At 68.5% G+C, this 17557-nt stretch carries 18 protein-coding genes; 7 read left to right on the plus strand and 11 right to left on the minus strand.

What is annotated here, in order from left to right:
• Positions 1-14: 14 nt before the first annotated feature.
• The gene (locus tag QLQ83_RS09280; protein ID WP_282735243.1) at positions 15-893 is read left to right on the plus strand and encodes a class I SAM-dependent methyltransferase; all 879 of its coding nucleotides are present in this window, start codon (positions 15-17) and stop codon (positions 891-893) included.
• Here the strand turns inward: QLQ83_RS09280 and QLQ83_RS09285 are convergent.
• Complete coding sequence (locus tag QLQ83_RS09285; protein ID WP_282735244.1) at positions 890-1333, minus strand: hemerythrin domain-containing protein; 444 nt, start codon at positions 1331-1333, stop codon at positions 890-892. The genes QLQ83_RS09280 and QLQ83_RS09285 overlap by 4 nt on opposite strands.
• 374 nt (positions 1334-1707) lie before the next feature.
• On the opposite strand from QLQ83_RS09285, the gene wrbA reads away from it, so the two are divergent.
• Complete coding sequence (gene wrbA / locus QLQ83_RS09290; RefSeq protein ID WP_282735245.1) at positions 1708-2304, plus strand: NAD(P)H:quinone oxidoreductase; 597 nt, start codon at positions 1708-1710, stop codon at positions 2302-2304.
• An 87-nt stretch (positions 2305-2391) separates the two neighbouring features.
• On the opposite strand, the gene QLQ83_RS09295 is transcribed toward wrbA, so the two are convergent.
• The 3 genes from QLQ83_RS09295 to QLQ83_RS09305 form a co-directional block, all read right to left on the minus strand.
• Positions 2392-2739 (minus strand): hypothetical protein, encoded by a 348-nt coding sequence (locus QLQ83_RS09295; protein ID WP_282735246.1) that lies wholly within the window; start codon positions 2737-2739, stop codon positions 2392-2394.
• Between the two features lie 12 nt (positions 2740-2751).
• Positions 2752-4143 carry an NAD(P)/FAD-dependent oxidoreductase gene (locus QLQ83_RS09300; RefSeq protein ID WP_282735247.1) on the minus strand — a complete coding sequence of 464 codons (1392 nt, stop codon included), beginning with the start codon at positions 4141-4143 and terminating at the stop codon, positions 2752-2754.
• A 279-nt stretch (positions 4144-4422) separates the two neighbouring features.
• Positions 4423-5496, minus strand: a complete 1074-nt coding sequence (locus tag QLQ83_RS09305) for a tartrate dehydrogenase (RefSeq protein ID WP_282735248.1) — start codon at positions 5494-5496, stop codon at positions 4423-4425.
• A gap of 108 nt (positions 5497-5604) precedes the next feature.
• Here QLQ83_RS09305 and QLQ83_RS09310 point away from each other — a divergent pair, with 108 nt between their 5' ends.
• Both QLQ83_RS09310 and QLQ83_RS09315 read left to right on the plus strand, forming a co-directional pair.
• Positions 5605-6555: a LysR family transcriptional regulator gene (locus tag QLQ83_RS09310; protein ID WP_282735249.1), complete on the plus strand. Its 951-nt coding sequence runs from the start codon at positions 5605-5607 to the stop codon at positions 6553-6555.
• On the plus strand, positions 6552-7880 hold the full coding sequence (locus tag QLQ83_RS09315; RefSeq protein WP_282735250.1) for a glycosyltransferase: 1329 nt from the start codon (positions 6552-6554) through the stop codon (positions 7878-7880). The genes QLQ83_RS09310 and QLQ83_RS09315 overlap by 4 nt, the downstream gene beginning before the upstream one ends.
• 5 nt (positions 7881-7885) lie before the next feature.
• Here the strand turns inward: QLQ83_RS09315 and QLQ83_RS09320 are convergent, their stop codons facing one another.
• Positions 7886-8566, minus strand: a complete 681-nt coding sequence (locus QLQ83_RS09320; RefSeq protein WP_282735251.1) for a TVP38/TMEM64 family protein — start codon at positions 8564-8566, stop codon at positions 7886-7888.
• An 85-nt stretch (positions 8567-8651) separates the two neighbouring features.
• On the minus strand, positions 8652-9827 hold the full coding sequence (locus QLQ83_RS09325; protein WP_282735252.1) for a TauD/TfdA family dioxygenase: 1176 nt from the start codon (positions 9825-9827) through the stop codon (positions 8652-8654).
• 126 nt (positions 9828-9953) lie between these two features.
• On the opposite strand from QLQ83_RS09325, the gene QLQ83_RS09330 reads away from it, so the two are divergent.
• On the plus strand, positions 9954-10832 hold the full coding sequence (locus QLQ83_RS09330) for a LysR family transcriptional regulator (RefSeq protein ID WP_282735253.1): 879 nt from the start codon (positions 9954-9956) through the stop codon (positions 10830-10832).
• Here the strand turns inward: QLQ83_RS09330 and QLQ83_RS09335 are convergent.
• From QLQ83_RS09335 to QLQ83_RS09345, 3 genes are read right to left on the minus strand one after another with little or no spacing between them, the layout of a single operon-like run.
• Positions 10769-11638: a M90 family metallopeptidase gene (locus QLQ83_RS09335; protein WP_282735254.1), complete on the minus strand. Its 870-nt coding sequence runs from the start codon at positions 11636-11638 to the stop codon at positions 10769-10771. The genes QLQ83_RS09330 and QLQ83_RS09335 overlap by 64 nt on opposite strands.
• 4 nt (positions 11639-11642) lie before the next feature.
• Positions 11643-13214, minus strand: a complete 1572-nt coding sequence (locus QLQ83_RS09340; protein WP_282735255.1) for a bifunctional GNAT family N-acetyltransferase/carbon-nitrogen hydrolase family protein — start codon at positions 13212-13214, stop codon at positions 11643-11645.
• A 51-nt stretch (positions 13215-13265) separates the two neighbouring features.
• Positions 13266-14186, minus strand: a complete 921-nt coding sequence (locus QLQ83_RS09345; RefSeq protein ID WP_282735256.1) for a DMT family transporter — start codon at positions 14184-14186, stop codon at positions 13266-13268.
• A 105-nt stretch (positions 14187-14291) separates the two neighbouring features.
• On the opposite strand from QLQ83_RS09345, the gene QLQ83_RS09350 reads away from it, so the two are divergent.
• Both QLQ83_RS09350 and QLQ83_RS09355 read left to right on the plus strand, forming a co-directional pair.
• The gene (locus QLQ83_RS09350) at positions 14292-15947 is read left to right on the plus strand and encodes a BCCT family transporter (protein ID WP_282735257.1); all 1656 of its coding nucleotides are present in this window, start codon (positions 14292-14294) and stop codon (positions 15945-15947) included.
• Between the two features lie 248 nt (positions 15948-16195).
• Positions 16196-16480, plus strand: a complete 285-nt coding sequence (locus QLQ83_RS09355) for a hypothetical protein (protein WP_282735258.1) — start codon at positions 16196-16198, stop codon at positions 16478-16480.
• A 35-nt stretch (positions 16481-16515) separates the two neighbouring features.
• Here the strand turns inward: QLQ83_RS09355 and QLQ83_RS09360 are convergent, their stop codons facing one another.
• Entirely contained in the window at positions 16516-16782 is a 267-nt protein-coding gene (locus tag QLQ83_RS09360) for a DksA/TraR family C4-type zinc finger protein (protein WP_282735259.1), read from the minus strand.
• 156 nt (positions 16783-16938) lie between these two features.
• Positions 16939-17340 carry a GlcG/HbpS family heme-binding protein gene (locus QLQ83_RS09365; RefSeq protein ID WP_250060435.1) on the minus strand — a complete coding sequence of 134 codons (402 nt, stop codon included), beginning with the start codon at positions 17338-17340 and terminating at the stop codon, positions 16939-16941.
• Positions 17341-17557: the final 217 nt, after the last annotated feature.

Here is a 17557-nt window from a genome sequence, read left to right on the forward strand (position 1 = left end):
CACAGGAGAGTGCCATGACCGACCATGCCCGCCACCTCGATGCCCACTATGATGCGCCGGGCGCGCGGAGCGGACAAAGCCTGACGATGCGGCTGCGGGCGGCCTTCCGCGAGGCGGGGTGCGACCCGGACCATCTCACCCTGGACGAGGTCGCCGGCATCGACCAGCTGCACCTGGGCGGACGACGGGCCAGTCGCTCCCTGGCTGCCCTGGGAGGCCTCGCCCCGGGCAGCCGGGTGCTGGACGTGGGCTGCGGCACCGGCGGGGCGAGCCGGCTGCTGGCGGCGGAATTCGGCGGCGAGGTCATCGGGCTGGACATCACCGCGGCCTTCGTCGACGTGGCCGGCTGGCTGAGCCGCGCCACCGGCCTCGACGACCGGACGCGCTTCCTGTGCGCCGATGCGGCGCACACGCCCCTGGCGGATGGCACCTTCGACGTGGTGTGGTGCCAGCATGCCTTGATGAACATGCCCGACATCGCCGCGGTGCTCGCCGAGTGGCACCGGCTGCTGGTGCCGGGGGGCACGGTGCTGCTGCACGAGGTGGTGGCCGGCGACGCCCCCTCACCGCTGTGCCTGCCGGTCCCCTGGGCGCGCCGTGTCGAGACCAGCCATCTGCGTTCCCGGCATGCCCTGGAGGCGCTGCTGGCCGAGGGCGGCTACGCTCCGGTGGTGGTGCAGGACGTCACCGAATCGGCGCTCGCCTGGCGACGCAAGCACAGCCGCCGTGAGGGTGATGGGACGCCGCCTGGGCCCGCGCTGCCCGGGCCGGCGCTGATCTTCGGTGATGTCTTCGCGGAAATGGGGCGCAACCTTCGCGACAATCTGGCCGCGGACCGGGTCAGGATCATCGAGGGCGTCTTCCGGGCGTCCCGCCCTTCATCGGACTTCTAGGCGTCCTGCCGCTGTCTCGCCATTTCCTGCCGATAGTCGTCGGCAAGATCGGTTTTCTGGTGCTCCGCAAGCCCCCGGCCGGCGAGTTGAAAGACCTCGTGCTCCTCCTCATCGAGGTGATGAATCACCAGCTCGCTCAGCTTCCTGGCCTGGGTCAGCCATGCAGGCGAGGCGTAGTCGGTGGCCTCCAGGGTCTCGAGTTGCTCGTCGATCTCATGGTGCTCTGCCACGCTGTGTCGTGCCTTCTCCTGGGTCAGGTCGATCGCCAACATCGGCATGTAGAGCGCGCGTTCTTCGGCGGCAGCATGGTGCTGAAGCTCGGCGCGCAGTTGGTGGTGAAGTCGCTCTCGCTCCTGGCTGTCGCCGGACGTCTGCAGAAGCTTTTCCAGCAGGTCGCGCTGGATGTCATGGTCCGCGCGCAAGGCTTCGAAGATCGTCATGGTGGGGCTCCTCGATCTGGGGACATCGGGCCGTGGCCAGCTAGAGGCCCTGCGAGTGCGATGCATCGCAGGCCCGAATCAGCATAGGCCAGGATCTCCCGCAGGAATATCGGGCCAGGCATCGATGCCATCGGGTGTTCAGGACGACGCGTGCGGGCCCGTGGTCAAGACATCCCTGACGCGCGTCACCTCCGGCCGGTTGCTGCCTGCCATTGCTGGCCGCGGACCGGGTGCGGATCCTCGAAGGGGTGTGGTGCAGGGGGGGCGTTTCGAACGTGTCGATCGTTAGCGTCGAGATTCTTCGCTTCCTTTCGTTTCTGTCGATTCTACACTGAGAGTTGCTACACGACTGACCCGCAAGAGGAGGCATGCGAATGACCCGGATACTGGTGCTCTACCACTCCATGTACGGCCATATCGATACCCTGGCCCGCACCGTGGCGGAAGGGGCGCGCGTCGTCGAAGGCGTCGAGGTCACCCTCAAGCGGGTGCCCGAGACCATGGACCCCGAGGCCTTCGCCAAGGCCGGCGGCCGCTCCTTCGATACCCCCGAGGCGAGCCCCGAGGAACTGGCCGACGTCGACGCCGTGATCTTCGGCAGCCCGACCCGTTTCGGCAACATGTCCGGCCAGATGCGCACCTTCCTCGACCGGACCGGCGGCCTGTGGGCGGGCGGCAAGCTGCGCGGCAAGGTGGCGAGCGTCTTCACCTCCACCGGTACCGGCGGTGGGCAGGAGACCACCATCACCTCCTTCTGGAACACCCTGGCGCACCACGGCATGGTGATCGTGCCACTGGGCTATGGTATCGGCGAGCAGTACGTCTTCGACCAGGCCGGCGGCGGCAACCCCTACGGCGCCTCCACCATCGCCGGGGGCGACGGCTCCCGCCAGCCCGACGAGCGGGAACTCAAGATCGCCCGCTTCCAGGGCGAGCACGTGGCGCGCATCGCCGCGAAGCTGGCCGGCTGACGCCGCTCCGCGCCATCCGGTCGCACCCCAGGCCCCGCCCGCACTCTGCGCGCAGAGCGCGGTCCGGCGTCCTGTCACTTGAGGGTTTCAGTATCGGCGGGGGCCGCGGACCAGGTAGCTCAGCGGGTGCAGCACCAGCCAGGTGAGCAGGGCGACGCCGAGCGCCGCCGCCACCAGCGCCGCCCAGTCGGTGGCCGTGGCCACGAAGGCGAGGCGCGAGCCGGTCAATTGCGGCAACCACCACAGGGTCGAAAGCCCCGCCAGCAGTGCGACGATGGTGGCCGGCACGCAACGGTAGGCGGTGAACCGATAGCCGCGCAGGCGGCCGAGCAGTTGCGCGATCACCAGCAGTGCCAGAAGCGCCAGGATCAGCGGCAGGAAGGGCGGGATGGCATGCGACAGCACCGCGAGGATGCCGGACAGCGTGAAGTTCATGGTCAGGTCTCCTCAGACACGTCCTTCCAGCATGGCGTAGTAGGCGGGCTGCAGAAGGTAGTCCTTCAGTACCCAGGCCACCCAGGACTCTTCCTTCGGGTCGATGAAGGAGAAGGAGGGCAGGAAGGCCATGTCGTTGTCGTAGCCGAACTCCACCAGCATGGCCTTGCCGATATCGGTGATCAGCGGGCAGGAGGTGTAGCCGTTGTGGCGGGCGGGCAGCGCCTGGCCCTGGAGCTGGGCCAGCAGGTTGGCCTCTACCACCGGTGCCTGGGCCTTGACGCTGGCCGCGGTCTTGTTGATCGGGGCGCCGATCACGTCGCCGATGCCGAACACCTCGGGGTAGCGGTTGTGCTGCAGGGTGTGGATGTCGGTATCCAGCCACTCGCCGCGGAAGGGGCCCTCCCGGGCGATGAGGTCACTCTCGCGGATGACGTCCGGGGCGCTCATGGGGGGCACCACATGGATGAAGTCATAGTCGATCACCTCGGTCATCTCGCCCTCGCGACCGAACTCCGCCTGGCGAAGCTCGTGGTGGGAAGTGAACTCGCTGGCCGGTCCGACGAAGGTGAACTCCGCCTGACGGGCCCCCGGGTCGATGGCGGAGAGTCGGTAATGGTGGCGACGCTGGACACCCTCGTCGTCGAAGCGTCGCTTGAGGAAGTCATCGACCCAGGGCTGGCTGAACATGGCCTCGCCCGGGGTCAGGTAGTCGAGCCGGAAGGCGTCGCGTCGTCCGGTATCCTTGATGCGAGAGAGGGTGGTGAAGGTCATCTTGAGCGGCGCGCCGGCGCACTTCACCGGGGTGGGCGCCGCCGTGAAGAGGCCCTGACCGCTGCCCCTGGCGAGCCACTCGTCGATGGCGTCGCGAGTGCGGGTGGCGCCCTCGAGGCTGGCATAGACGCTGCCGATGCCGTGGCTACCGATCAGCTCCGGCGACATGCCATCGATCAGGTGATAGTTGAGCTGCAGGCCGGTGGCGACCACCAGGTAGTCGTACTCCGCGATACTTCCGTCGGCCAGGGAGACCCGGCGCTGTTCGGCATCGACCCCGACGGCGGGCTGGCGGATCCAGTCGATCCCGCGGGGCATGAAGTCGGCATTGGAGCGCAGGGTCCTGTCGGGATGCCAGACGCCGCAGGCGACGAGGGTCCAGCCCGGCTGGTAGTGGTGAATCTCGCGCGGCTCCACTACCGTGATGCGGGCGCCGGAGAGCCGCATGGCAAGGCGATTGGCCATGGCCATGCCCGCGGCACCGCCGCCGAGGATGACGATGTGGGCACGCGTCGGGACGGTGGTGGCCTCGAGGCCGGCCAGTGGCAGCAGGCCTGCCGCGCCGGCACCGAGTCCCAGCTTGAGCAGCTGGCGGCGGTCCATTCGAGGGGGGGCGAGGTGGCGTGTCATGTCAGGACTCCTGCGCAAGGGGTTGGCAGCCTAGTCATGTCCTATCATTTATAAGCTTATAACCTAGCCTATCCTGCGCGTGCACCCTTCATTGGCATGCGGGAGCTTGATGCACGTCAGACTTCCGGCGTTTATCCAGAGGCGATGATCTCCGGCCGGGAGGAAGTACACGACGACGAGGTGATCGAGCGCCGTTCCTGAGGGGGTAATGAAGGGAGCCGGAACGACGACGGCCACCGCCTGCGCGGTGGCCGTCGCGTATCGGGAGGGTGAGCTCGCTCAGCCGGCGATGCGTTCGGCGATGGCGCGGCCCAGGGCCTCGGTGGTGCCATGGCCGCCGACGTCCGGCGTCAGCACCGCCTTGTCGCCCTCGGCGAGCACCGCCTCGAAGGCATCGACGATGGCCTGGCCGGCCTTCGGGTGGCCCAGGTGCTCGAGCATCATGGCGGCGGACCAGACCTGGCCGATGGGGTTGGCGATGCCCTTGCCTGCGATGTCCGGGGCGCTGCCGTGGACCGGCTCGAAGAGGCTCGGGAAGTGGCCGTCCGGGTTGATGTTGGCCGAGGGGGCCACGCCGATGGTGCCGGTGCAGGCCGGTCCCAGGTCGGAGAGGATGTCGCCGAACAGGTTGCTGGCCACCACCACGTCGAACCAGTCGGGGTGCATCACGAAGTTGGCGGTGAGGATGTCGATATGGAACTGGTCCACCGACACCTCGGGGTAGTGCACGCCCATCGCCTTCACGCGCTCGTCCCACCAGGGCATGGTGATGGCGATGCCGTTGGACTTGGTGGCCGAGGTGAGCTTCTTGCGCGGGCGGCTCTGGGCCAACTCGTAGGCGTACTTCAGCACCCGGTCGACCCCGGTGCGGGTCATCACGGTCTCCTGGATCACCACCTCGCGATCGGTACCCTCGAACATCTTGCCGCCGACGCTGGAATACTCGCCCTCGGTGTTCTCGCGTACCACGTAGAAGTCGATATCGCCGGGTTTGCGATCTGCCAGCGGGCTCTTCACGCCGGGTAGCAGCTTGCACGGGCGAAGGTTGACGTACTGGTCGAAGCGGCGACGGAACTGCAGCAGGGAGCCCCACAGGGAGATGTGGTCAGGTACCGTCTCCGGCCAGCCCACGGCACCGTAGAAGATGGCATCGGCGCCCTTGAGCTGCTCGAACCAGTCGTCGGGCAGCATCTGGCCGTGCTCGGCATAATAGTCGCAGCTGGCGAAGTCGAAGTGCTCGAGGCTCAGGTCGATACCGAAGCGCTTGGCGGCGGCCTCGAGGGCGCGAAGCCCCTCGGGCATCACCTCCTTGCCGATGCCGTCGCCGGGAATGACGGCGATGCGATGGGACATGGATCTCCTCCTGGGGTGCATGGGTCGTGCCTGCCAGTCTAGTCCTGCACGGAGGAAAGATAATCGGGTTACCATTCAACTCATTGTTGAATGAAAGTGGAGAATGGCATGACGCCCCTCGATGACCTGGCTTTCTTCCGGCGCCTGGCCCATGCCGGCAGCCTCACCGCCACCGCCCGCGAACTGGGCCTGTCGCTGTCGGCGGTAAGCAAGCGCCTCAAGCAGCTCGAGGCGCGGCTGGGGGTCGAGCTGGCCAGCCGCACCACACGGCGCCTGACGCTGACCGCCGAGGGCGAGCGCTACCTGGCGCGGGGCGGGATGATCCTCGAGGAGCTCAGCGAGCTCGAGGAGTCCCTCGGCGAGCATCGGGCCGAGCTCTCCGGCCCCCTGAGGGTCAACGCCACCTTCGGCTTCGGCCGCCGCCACGTGGCTCCGCTGCTTTCGGCCTTCTGTCGGGACCATCCCGGCATCGAGGCGAGCCTGGAACTTTCCGGCTTCCCGTTGAGCCTGGGCGACCAGGCCTTCGACATCGGCATCCGCGTCGGCGAGCCGCCGGACTCCCGGCTGGTGGCCCGACGGATCCTGGCCAACCGTCGTGTGCTCTGTGCCGCCCCCGCCCGGGTGGCGGCCCTTCCGCCCCTGATCTCGCCGGCGGACCTGTCGGGGCAGGCGTGCCTGCTATTGCGCGAGAACGACAGCGACTTCGCGGTGTGGCGCTTCCAGCAGCGCGAGGACCCCGGGGTGGAGCAGGCGGTGAAGGTGGCCGGGCCGCTGGCCAGCAACGACGGCGAGGTGGTCATGCGGCTGGCGCTGGATGGGCACGGCATCGCGCTGCGCTCCTGGTGGGACGTCCACGACCACCTGGCCCATGGTCGCCTGGTCGAGCTGCTGCCCGACTGGCAGGGGGTGCGTGCCGACTTCCACGCCGTCTATCGCCAGCATCGGCACGTGCCGGCGCGCATCCGCGCCTTCGTCGCCTATCTTGAACAGGAGATGGCCAGCCGCGTGCCCTCCCTGCAGAATGTCGCCACTGCCAGCCGAGGAGCCTTGTTGCCGTGAATGTGTTGATGTTCACCAATACCTACCTGCCCATCGTCGGCGGGGTCAGCGAGTCGGTGCAGCGGCTCAAGCGCCAGCTGCAGGTCGCCGGCCACCGGGTGCTGGTGGTGGCGCCGCGTCTGGAGGGGCAGCCGCGAGAGGAGCGCGACGTGGTTCGGGTGGTGGCGGTGCAGCACTTCAACGGCAGCGACTTCTCGTTGCCGGTGCCGATTCCCGGCCAGCTCCACGAGGCGATCGAGGCCTTCGAGCCCGATATCGTCCATGCCCATCACCCCTTCCTGCTGGGCGATACGGCCGCCCGGGCGGCGGAGACCTACGGCCTGCCCCTGATCTTCACCCACCACACGCTCTACGAGCACTACACCCACTATGTGCCCGGCGACTCGCCGCGCATGCAGCGCTTCGCGGTGGCGCTCGCCACCCAGTACACCTGGCTGTGCGACGAGGTGATCGCACCCAGCGAGAGCATCCGTGACCTGCTGCACCGGCGCGAGGCCAATCCCCGCATCAGCGTGGTGCCGAGCGGCGTGGATACCGCGCGGTTTGCTCTTGGCGACGGCCGGGACTGGCGCGCACGCCTCGGCATTCCTGACGGGGCCTACGTGATCGGCCACCTGGGGCGCCTGGCGCTGGAGAAGAACCTGGCGTTCCTGGCCGAGGCAGTGGCCGAGGCGCTGGTGCGCGAGTCCGGGGCCCACTTCCTGGTGGTGGGCGAGGGCGAGGCCCGCGGCGACATCCAGGCGCTGGCGGACGCCCGGGGCGTGGCGGGGCGCCTGCACTTCACCGGTCGCCTGCAGGGCCAGGCGCTGATCGATGCCTACCACGCCATGGACGTCTTCGCCTTCGCCTCCCACAGCGAGACCCAGGGGATGGTGGTGGCCGAGGCCATGGCGGCCGGCCTGCCCGTGGTGGCCATCGATGCCCCCGGGGTGCGCGAGGTGGTGGTCGACGGCCGCAACGGGCGGCTGCTCGCCACGGATGACGTGGACGCCATGGCCGAGGCGCTGGTCGCCCTGGCGGATCCCGGCGTCCGCCGGCCGCTGGCCGAGTCCGCCCTCGAGACCGCGGCCGACTACGACGAAGGACGCTGCGCCGAGCGTTGCCTGGCGGTCTATCGCCGTGCCATCGCCCGGGGCGGCCCCTTCACCCATGCCGACGAGGGCGGCTGGGAGCGGGTGCGCCACCGGCTGGGGGCCGAGTGGCATATGCTCCGCCATCGCGGCCGCCTGTTGCGCCACCTGGTGCAGGAGGAGTGGGAGCAGGACCGTCCCGCCTGGTGGCCCGGCCACCGGGCGGAGGACGAGAGCGAGGTGCCGCGGAAATAGCCCCGTCAGCGGGCGCGGCGGCGCCGGTCGGACCAGGCCTTGAGACCGGCCAGCAGGGCGATTCCCGCCAGCAGGCCACCGGCGGCCCAGAGCAGCTCACCGCGGCTCTCGGCGGTGGCCAGCTCGCCCAACTGGCTGCCCAGCAGGGTGACGCCGGCCAGCCCGGGGACGATACCCAGCATCGAGCCGATCATGTAGTCGCGAAAGCGCAGGCGGAAGGCCCCGGCCATCATGTTGGTCAGGGTGAAGGGGGCCAGCGGCAGCAGGTTGACCAGGGTCATGGTGCGGATACCACGCCCCGACAGGTAGCGCGAGACCCCGCGCAGGTGCCGGCCGCCGTGGCGCATCAGCGCCTCGCGGCCGAGCCGGCGGCCCACCCACCAGGTCAGCATCGAGGCCGCGAGGGTACCCGCCAGCGCGTGGGCAAAGCCCCACCAGGGGCCGAACAGCAGCCCGGTCAGCGCCACCAGCAGGCTGAGCGGGAACATCACCAGCGACGCCCCGGCGTAGATGGCCATCACCACCAGCACCGCCCAGGGGGCGTCGCGCCAGGCCAGGGAGCCCTGGACCAGGCGCTGCAGCGTGGCGACGGTCAACAGGTCCTCGCTGGCCAGCCACTGCCAGCCCACGGCCAGGCCGGCGAGCAGGATGAGGGCGATCAGCGGAAGCAGGAGCGGACGGGGCATGCGGGCGGGCGCCTTGGCGGCTGGGAAAGCGACAGCATACGGGGCGGGGGCATGCTGGCCAATGGCCGGCCGGCGGTGAGCCGGGTCAGGCGTGGCGCGCCAGCACCCGCAGCCGCGACTCGAGCATGTCGCGGTCGAGGTAGGTGCCCTGAAGGTGGCGTCGCCCGCTGTCGGGGTCGAAGGCGCCGCGGCCGTGCAACACGCGGCGATTGTCGAAGGCGACCATCTCGCCCGGGGCCAGGCTGAACGCGAGCCGATGACGGGGTTCGTGCAGCAGCGTCCAGAAGCGATGATAGGCGGCGTACCAGGCCTCGATGAGCTCCGCCGGCAGGCGCAGGGTGTCGCGGATCCAGTTGTTGAAGCGCACCTCCACCACGCGCCCGTCGGCGTCGCAGTGCAGGATCGGCGCGCGCACGGCGATGTCCTGTTCCTCGTCCTGAAAGCGGAAGTCGATGGGCGTCTCGCTGAGCAGGCGAAAGGCCTCCGGGTCCTCGCGGCGCAGGGCCTCGGCGACCCGGTAGCCGTCGGCGAACAGCGACTCGCCCCCCTCGGCGCCGTTCTCCAGGCAGTAGAGCAACTGGATGTCCGGCGGCTGGCGCCAGTTGGGCAGGTCGGTGTGCAGTGCCAGGCCGATGGCGGTGTAGGCGGCGTTGTTGGGGTTGGGCTTGGAGCGGACATCGAAGCGGGCGCCGAAGTTGGTCGAGCGCAGCGGGCCGATTCGCCTGGCCAGGCGGCTCACCTCCTCGTCGGCCAGCGGCCCGTTGTCGAGCAGCACCAGGCCGTCGCGCAGCAGGGCCTCGAGCCAGGCCCGCTCACCCTCGACAGAGCCGGTGAAGGCCGCGTGGTCGACCCGCTCGGGGCGAAAGCCCTCGGGCCAGGGGCGCGGGGCGGGCAGCGCCGTGGCCGCTTCCACGCCGGGGCGACGCTGGTGAAGCCAGCCGCCGTCGAAGCGGCTCTCATGCCCATCCTCCCATACCAGGTGCAGGTGGCCGGCCTCGATGCGGGCCTCCCGGGGGCGGGTGATGGTCGCCAGCGGCAGGACGAGGCGCTCGCGGGTCTGGGCATGGCGGCAGGCGCGGCAGGCACAGTGGTCGCGCAGCCAGAGCCAGGGAAGGCGGGCCTGCTCGCCATCCTCCCAGGCCAGGTGGATGCCGCTATCGTCGGCCCGTCCGTCGCGTAGCCGCGGGGCCTGGGCGTAGGGGGCCAACTCCTGCATCTCCACCGGCTCGGCGGTGGCGGCGTGGGGGGCAGTGGCGTCCATGCGGTCCTCCTCTTGAATGTCGGGCATGACGGTGACGGGGAGCCCCGAGGGTGACGGCTGGCCCGGCGGCTGACAAACGAATAATCTGGCCCCTATGACCAAGCACAGCTTATGGGTGGCTATTTCATGAGTTCCTTGCCCCCGCTGATCTGGCTACAGGCCTTCGAGGCGGCCGCGCGCACCCTGAGCTTCACGGCCGCCGGTCGCGAACTGGGGGTGACCCAGGCGGCCATCAGCCAGCGCATCCGGCTGCTCGAGGACCGCCTGGGGCAGAAGCTCTTCGTGCGTCACCCGCGAAGCCTCACACTGACGCCGGTGGGCCAGGCGTGGCTACCCAGCATCCACGAGGGGTTCGCGCGCATCGGCGAAGGCACCCGAGAGGTCTTCGGCAGTGCAACGGCACGCTCGGTCACGTTGCGCACCACGCCGGTCATCCAGCAGAACTGGCTGGCGCCCCGGCTGCTGGCCTTCCATCGTGCCCATCCGGCGATCGCCGTGCGCCTGGTCAGTGCCATCTGGTCCGGCGAGTTCGGCCCCGAGGGGGCGGATATCGAGATCCGCTACGGAGGCGGCGGCTGGTCGGGCATGGAGGCGCTGTCGCTGGGTGTCGAGCGCCTGTTGCCGGTGTGTGCCCCGGCGGTGGCACGCGGCCTGGCGGCACCCGCCGACCTGGCGGGCGTGACCCTGCTGCATGCGGCAGGCTTCGCCGTGGGCTGGCCGAGCTGGCTGGAGCGGGCCGGGGTGGCCGGCCTCGACGCGCGCTCGCCGGCGCTGACCTGCGACAACCAGGCCATGACCCTGGCGCTGGCCAGCCAGGGCGGAGGCGTGGCGTTGACCCACCGGCGCCTGTTCGAGGGGCGTGATGACCTCGTCGCTCCGTTCGATCTCGCCGTGCCCACCGACGAGCGCTTCTGGCTGGTACGTTCGGCGCGGGGTCAGCGTCAGGAGGAGGCGTCGCTGCTGTGGTCGTGGCTCGCCCGCGAGGTGGATGCCGAGCCGGGATGAGCCGCAGTGGCCGGCGGACAGCGGGCCAGGGGATCCTGGCGGAAGTAGCGAACCAGCAGCGCATAGAGCGCGGGGTAGGCCTGCACGAGCACGTCCGGGGCGGTGAAGAAATGCTCGCAACAGACCGCGAAGCACTCGCCGGGGTGGGTCGCCGCGTAGTCGTCGATGGGCGTCGGCTCGCCGCACGCCAGGCGCGACTGCAGGTCCTCCCAGACGCCCATGAAGACCCGGTGCCACTCCTTCGGGTCGATCTCCCTGGGCAGCGGTGGAAAGCCATCCACGTCCAGGGAGTTGCCCAGGTCGAGCTTGTGGGCCAGCTCGTGGATCAGCACGTTGAAGCCCGAGAAGTCACCGCTCTCCATCAGGTCGGGAAAGGAGACCACCACCGGCCCCTGGGAGGAGGTCTCGCCGGCGCGTTCGTCGACATACTCGTGGACCACGCCGGCCTCGTCCATCTCCTCCACCCGGCGCCGGAAGGCGTCGGGCAGGATGAGGATCTCGTGAACGTTGGCGAAGGCCTCGCGGTGCTCCTCCTCCTCCCAGCCCAGGGTCAGCAGGCAGGCCTGGGCCGCCAGGGCCAGCCGGGCGGGTGGGTCGAAGTCGGTGGTCTCGGCAAGCTCCGGGTGCAGGCTCAGGCGCTTGGCATGCACGAACTGCCAGGCGCGCTGGCCGAGCCGCTCGGCATCCTCTTCGGGCAGGGCGGCGAGCAGCGGCACGCGTTCCCGGGCCTCCCGCCAGAGCGCCTCGGGAAAGGGGTGGCGCGCCTCGAAGCGCTGGCCCCCCAGGCGCAGCAGCCGGCCGAGCATGGCGTCAGCCCTCCTCCAGGTTGGCCCCGGACTTCCAGGACCAGTCCCGCCAGCGCAGGTCGAAGAGGTCCTTGCGGCGGTCCTTGAGGTTGGTCACCGAGCCCTCGGCCCGCACCACGGTCAGGCGGGTCAGGTCGAGGTCCGAGAACATGATCATCTCGGTGTTGGGCGTGGTCTCGGAGAGCACGGCATCGTGGGGGAAGGCGAAGTCCGAGGGCGAGAAGACCGACGACTGGGCGTACTGGATCTCCATGTTCTCGATGGAGGGCACGTTGCCGACGCTGCCGCACAGCACCACGTAGCACTCGTTCTCGATGGCCCGGGCCTGGGCGCAGTGGCGCACCCGCAGATAGCCGTTCTTGGTGTCGGTCCAGAAGGGCACGAAGAGGATGTCCATCTCCTGGTCGGCGAGCAGCCGTGAGAGCTCGGGAAATTCCACGTCGTAGCAGATCTGGATGCCCACCCGGCCGGCATCGGTCTGGAACACCAGCAGTTCGTCGCCGCCCTCGATCACCCAGTCGCGGCGCTCCTGGGGCGTGATGTGCAGCTTGGCCTGGCGCTCGATGCTGCCGTCGCGATGGCACAGGTAGGCGATGTTGTAGAGGAGGTCATCCTCGCCCAGCTCGATCATCGAGCCGGCGATGATGTTGATGTTGTAGGAGACCGCCATGCGCGACAGCTCGGTCTTGAACTGGTCGGTGAAGCCGGCCAGGAAGCGGATGGCAGCCATCTGGTCCTGCTGGGCGGCGCGGTCCTGCAGCCCCATCAGCGGGGCGTTGAACAGTTCCGGGAAGACCGCGAAGTCGCTCTGATAGTCGGCCAGGGCATCGACGAAGTACTCCACCTGCTGCAGCACCGACTCCACCGAGTCGAACTCGCGCATCTGCCACTGCACGGCGCCGACGCGGACCTGGGTGGGGCGGTTCTCCAGCACCCGTTCCGCCGGCTCGAAGAGGATGTTGTTCCACTCCAGCAGGGTGGCATAGCCCTGGGACTTCTCGTCCTCCGGCAGGTACTTGCGCAGCAGGCGTTTGACCTGGAAGTCGTTGGCCAGCTGGAAGGAGAGGATGGGGTCGTGGATCTCCTTGCGGGCCACCTTGTCGAGGTACTCGGCCGGGGAGAGCTCGTGAGCGTGCTCGTGGTACTGGGGGATGCGCCCGCCGGCCAGGATCGCCCGCAGGTTCATGGAGCGACACAGCTCCTTGCGCGCCTCGTAGAGGCGCCGGCCCAGCCGGTAGCCGCGATAGTCCGGATGGATCAGCACGTCGAGCCCGTACATGGCGTCGCCATCGGGGTCGTTGAGGATGGTCTCGCGCTTGCCGATCAGGTCGTCGTACTGGTGGGGATTGGAGAAGGTGTCGTAGTCGACAAGCGCGGTCAGGGCCACGCCGACGATGGTCTCGTCGTCCTCGATGACGATCTGCCCGTCGGGGAACTCCTTGATCAGCTTGTCGATGGTGGGCCTGGGCCAGGCGCCGCCGATGTCGTCGTAGACCCGGTCCATCAGCGCCTGGAGCTGCGGGTAGTCGTCCGGGGTGAGGTTGCGCAGGTTGAGGTGCAGGTCGTCGAGGGACATGGCGCGTCCTTCCTTCGGGTCAGGGGGCAGTCTCGCCGCAGTCTACCATGCTCAGCGCGGGCCCCGGTCGAGGCGCGTCGCCCCTGCCGAGAGCCGCCCCAGCGGCCGGGTGAGGGTCTGGGCCATGATGACCCCCGCCAGCACCAGGGCCCCACCGAGCAGGTGGAACGGCGCGATCCGCTCGCCGAGTAGGGCCATGGCGATCAGGGCGCTGAACACCGGCATCAGGTTGATGAAGATGCTGGCCTGGCTGGCACCGATCTGGCGGATGGCCCGCATCCACAGGAAGGTGGTGACGATCGAGGCGGGGATGCCCGCATAGAGGATCAGCCAGACGTTGTGACCATCCACCGGCGTCATGGGGCCGAGCAGGTAGCCGGGCAGCAGGAAGAGGGTGGCAAAGGCCGCCTGGAGGTAGAGCACCACCCAGGGCGGCATGTCCAGGGGCCAGCGCTTGAGCATCACTCCGTAGAGGGCATAGCAGGTGGCGGCCACGACCATCAGCAGGTCACCGAGGGCCACCTCGAGCTCGAGCAGCGACCGCGGGTCGCCATGCCCCAGCAGCACCGACACACCGGCCAGTGCCAGCACCCCGCCCAGGGTGCCGCCGAGGCTCGGGGCCTCGCGCAGGATCAGCGCGCTGAGCAGCACGGTCAACAGCGGCACCATGGCGGCGAGGATGCCCATGTTGGTGGCCGAGGTAGTCTCGGCGGCCACATAGGCCAGTCCCTGCCACATGGCCATGCCCAGCAGCCCCAGCAGGGCGAGCTTCGGCCACTGGCGGCGGATGGCGTCGCGATGGCGCCAGGCCACGGGCACCACGAAGGGTGTCAGCACGGCCAGCGCCAGCACCCAGCGCAGGAAGGCGATGCTGCTCGGGGCGATGCTGCCCACGGTGAGCTGGTTGATGGTCATGTTGCCCGACCAGATCAGCACGGCGCCCAGCGGGGGCAGGAAGGTGAGCAGTGGCATGGCATCCTCGACACGTTGAATCCGGGCCTCATGCTGCCAGAGGCCGGAAAGAAGAGCATGGTAAACTGATGCTCCTTGACATCCCATCGCCAGAGGAAGTCTGCCATGAGTGATCCGAGCGACCCGACGAACGATCCGTCATCGCACGCCGCCAACAGCGACATGGAGACGGATTACGTCGTTGGCCAGGATAATATCGAGGGGCAGCTGGGGCCTTTCGGCTTTGATATTCATAACCGAGTCTTTGTCGTATCGGCGCTCGCGTCGGTCGTCTTCATCGTGCTCACCCTGCTGTTCCCCGAGCGAGCCGGGAGCATCTTCCAGTCCATCGTCGGCTTCTCGACCGGCTCGCTGGACTGGTATTTCATGATCGTGGTCGATTTCTTCATCCTGTTCTGCATCGCGCTCGTGCTGCTGCCCTACGGATCGATACGGCTGGGTGGTCCTGACGCCCGGCCGGATTACGGTTATCTCTCCTGGTTCGCGATGCTGTTTGCCGCCGGCATCGGCATCGGGCTGCTGTTCTTCGGCGTGCTGGAGCCGGTCTATCATGCCAATGTCTCCCTGCCGCTCGGCATCCCTTCGCCTTTCGGGGCCGACGGAGCGCTGGATCCAGAGGCCATTCCCGAAGCAACCGCCCTGGGTATTGCCGGCACCTACCTCCACTGGGGCATCCACGGCTGGGCCGTGTATGTGGTGATGGCCCTGGCGCTGGCCATCTTCACGTTCAACAAGGGGCTGCCCTTCTCCATTCGCTCGGCCTTTTTCCCGATCCTCGGCGATCGTGTCTGGGGCTGGTGGGGGCATGTCATCGATATCCTGGCGGTCTTTTCCACCCTGTTCGGCCTGGCCACCTCCCTCGGGCTCGGCGCACAGCAGGCCAATGCGGGGATGAATTTCGTCTTCGGCCTGGAGGTGAGCGCCGCCACTCAGGTCATCATCATCATCCTGGTGACGGCGGTGGCGCTAGTGTCCGTCTGGCGCGGTCTCCAGGGCGGTGTGAAGAAGCTCTCCGAGCTCAACATGATCCTGGCCGTGCTGTTCTTCTTCTTCGTGCTGTTCGCCGGCCCGACGCTGGTGGCCCTGAACGGGTTCTGGACAGGCCTGGTGAGCTATGTGACGGACTTCGTCGCGCTGTCGGCGCCCTTCGGGCGCGACGACGATGCCTATCGCCAGGACTGGACGATCTTCTACTGGGCCTGGTGGATCAGCTGGGCGCCCTTCGTCGGCATGTTCATCGCCAGGGTCTCGCGGGGCCGCACCATCCGGGAATTCGTGACCTGCGTGCTGGTCATTCCCAGCCTGTTCATCTTCATCTGGATGGGCGTCTTCGGTGCCACGGCGCTCGACCAGCTCTATGCCAACCCGGACGCCAGCCTGGTCAAGGAGTACGTGATCGACAACTACAGCCCCGAACTGTCGTTGTTCGGGATGCTCAACGAGTTGCCGCTGACGGGGCTGATGTCCACCCTCGGCATCGTCCTGGCGCTGATCTTCTTCGTGACCTCGTCGGATTCGGGCTCCCTGGTGATCGACACCATCACGGCCGGCGGCAAGGTCGATGCGCCCAGGACCCAGCGCATGTTCTGGGCGACGGTGGAGGGCCTGGTCGCCATCGTGCTGCTTCTCGGCGGCGGCCTGTCGGCGCTTCAGGCCGGGGTGACGGCAACGGCGATTCCGTTCTCCATCGTGATGCTGCTGATGTGCTACTCCATCATCATGGCGCTGAACGGCGAGCTTCGCCGCACGTCCTCGCCATGACGCACCCTTGGCCTTGCCGAGCGTGTTGCCGCGCGGCCGGACAGGAAAGGGAGGGGGCATGGCGGTCCCCTGCCGGCGGAACCGTCTCCCGCTAACGCCGGGCCGGGAGCATCAAGCAAGGCTGCCGCGGGCAGTGAGCTGAATGCGAGGGAGACTCCCGTGACGAGATTCCCCTTGTGGTCCCCCTGGATTGCCGCTTAGCTCAAGGAGCGGCATGCCCCCCCTTACCACTTGCAAGGAGTCTGCACATGAACACGTTGCTGGCCGTCCTGGCCCTTTCCCTTCTGGCGACGACGGCAGTCGCCCAGGAGTCCTCGGGATCCTCCGGTAGCGAGACCGGCCCAGAGGAGTCCAACGAGCGAATGCAGGAGCATCTCGACAAGTCTGAATTCAAAGAGCAGGGCACCACGGAGGCGCCGGGAGGCGGGGCCGAACCGACGGAGAACTGGTTCGGGTGCCCCCCCGATGAAGCGGACGAGGAGGAGTGTGAGGAGCAGACTGACGAGACGGACGATGAGGAAGGGGCATCCTGAGTGACAGGGCGCATTCGGCCGGAAGCCGGGGCGCGTCAGCGCAGTTGGCTGTCCTTGCTGCCGCGGCGGTTGTAACCGGCGTGGCCCGACGGGCGCTTGTCTCGCTCGGCCTGGCAGGTGACGCAGAAGCGCACGCCCCTTATCGCCTCGCGGCGCGCCTGGGGGATGGGGTCCCCGCACTGCGCGCAGTGTTCGGCGCTTTCGCCGTCCGGCAATTGCCGGCGCGAGCGCGCCAGGGCATCCTCGACGGTGCTGTCGATCTGCTCCTGGACGGCGCCATCTTTCGACCATCCTCCCGCCACTGAGCCCTCCCTGCGCGCTTGTCGCGTCGGTCTGCCCGGCTATCATCTCAGTCTGGACCATTCCCGGGGGGAGTTCCATGCCCCGGCGGCGAGCGTCACTGCCATCAGAAAGGCCCCGCACAAGCGGGGCCTCGTCGTGAGCAGGGCGCTAGACGCTCAGCCGATGGCGGCGACGCCGGCCTTGGCGACCTGGACGTCCTGGTCCGGCTTGACGCCGGAGATGCCGACGCTGCCGGCCACCTGGCCATCGACGAGCACCGGGACACCGCCGGCCAGTAGGGCCTGCATGGGGGCCGTCACGAAGGCGGTCCGGCCGTTGTTGATCATGTCCTCGAAGACCTGGGTCTCCTTGCGTCCGATGGCGGCGTTGCGCGCCTTTTCGGTGGCGACGTCGGCGCTGAAGGGCGGGGCACCGTCGAGGCGGCGCAGGCCGAGGAGGTGGCCGCCATCGTCGGCCACGGCCACGGTCACGGCCCAGTCGTTGGCCTGGGCTTCCTGCTGGGCGGCGTCGAGGATGGCGTTGACGTCATCCAGGGTCAGTACGGGCTTGGTCTGCATGGTGTTCTCCTTAGGGGGTTAGTGCCTGGTCGACGATCTCGATCCAGTGCCTCACCGGGGTGCGGTTGGCCCCGGCCAGGTGGGTCTGGCAGCTGAATGATTGAGCGCGGTGACGATCCGTCATGCCAGTGCCTCGTCGACGATCTCGATCCAGTGTCGCACCGGGGTCCGGTTGGCGCCGGCCAGGTGGGTCTGGCAGCTGAATGATTGAGCGCGG

The organism is Halomonas rhizosphaerae (genome assembly GCF_030010555.1).
GTDB lineage: Bacteria > Pseudomonadota > Gammaproteobacteria > Pseudomonadales > Halomonadaceae > Halomonas > Halomonas rhizosphaerae.

Coding starts and splice junctions, on each gene's coding strand:
- QLQ83_RS09300 (WP_282735247.1), bottom strand. CDS start 4,143: ATGACACGCCACCTCGCCCCCCCTCGAATGGACCGCCGCCAGCTGCTC.
- QLQ83_RS09345 (WP_282735256.1), bottom strand. CDS start 14,186: ATGCCACTGCTCACCTTCCTGCCCCCGCTGGGCGCCGTGCTGATCTGG.
- QLQ83_RS09320 (WP_282735251.1), bottom strand. CDS start 8,566: ATGCCCCGTCCGCTCCTGCTTCCGCTGATCGCCCTCATCCTGCTCGCC.
- QLQ83_RS09330 (WP_282735253.1), top strand. CDS start 9,954: ATGAGTTCCTTGCCCCCGCTGATCTGGCTACAGGCCTTCGAGGCGGCC.
- QLQ83_RS09295 (WP_282735246.1), bottom strand. CDS start 2,739: ATGAACTTCACGCTGTCCGGCATCCTCGCGGTGCTGTCGCATGCCATC.
- wrbA (WP_282735245.1), top strand. CDS start 1,708: ATGACCCGGATACTGGTGCTCTACCACTCCATGTACGGCCATATCGAT.
- QLQ83_RS09285 (WP_282735244.1), bottom strand. CDS start 1,333: ATGACGATCTTCGAAGCCTTGCGCGCGGACCATGACATCCAGCGCGAC.
- QLQ83_RS09340 (WP_282735255.1), bottom strand. CDS start 13,214: ATGTCCCTCGACGACCTGCACCTCAACCTGCGCAACCTCACCCCGGAC.
- QLQ83_RS09305 (WP_282735248.1), bottom strand. CDS start 5,496: ATGTCCCATCGCATCGCCGTCATTCCCGGCGACGGCATCGGCAAGGAG.
- QLQ83_RS09325 (WP_282735252.1), bottom strand. CDS start 9,827: ATGGACGCCACTGCCCCCCACGCCGCCACCGCCGAGCCGGTGGAGATG.
- QLQ83_RS09350 (WP_282735257.1), top strand. CDS start 14,292: ATGAGTGATCCGAGCGACCCGACGAACGATCCGTCATCGCACGCCGCC.
- QLQ83_RS09280 (WP_282735243.1), top strand. CDS start 15: ATGACCGACCATGCCCGCCACCTCGATGCCCACTATGATGCGCCGGGC.
- QLQ83_RS09335 (WP_282735254.1), bottom strand. CDS start 11,638: ATGCTCGGCCGGCTGCTGCGCCTGGGGGGCCAGCGCTTCGAGGCGCGC.
- QLQ83_RS09310 (WP_282735249.1), top strand. CDS start 5,605: ATGACGCCCCTCGATGACCTGGCTTTCTTCCGGCGCCTGGCCCATGCC.
- QLQ83_RS09365 (WP_250060435.1), bottom strand. CDS start 17,340: ATGCAGACCAAGCCCGTACTGACCCTGGATGACGTCAACGCCATCCTC.
- QLQ83_RS09355 (WP_282735258.1), top strand. CDS start 16,196: ATGAACACGTTGCTGGCCGTCCTGGCCCTTTCCCTTCTGGCGACGACG.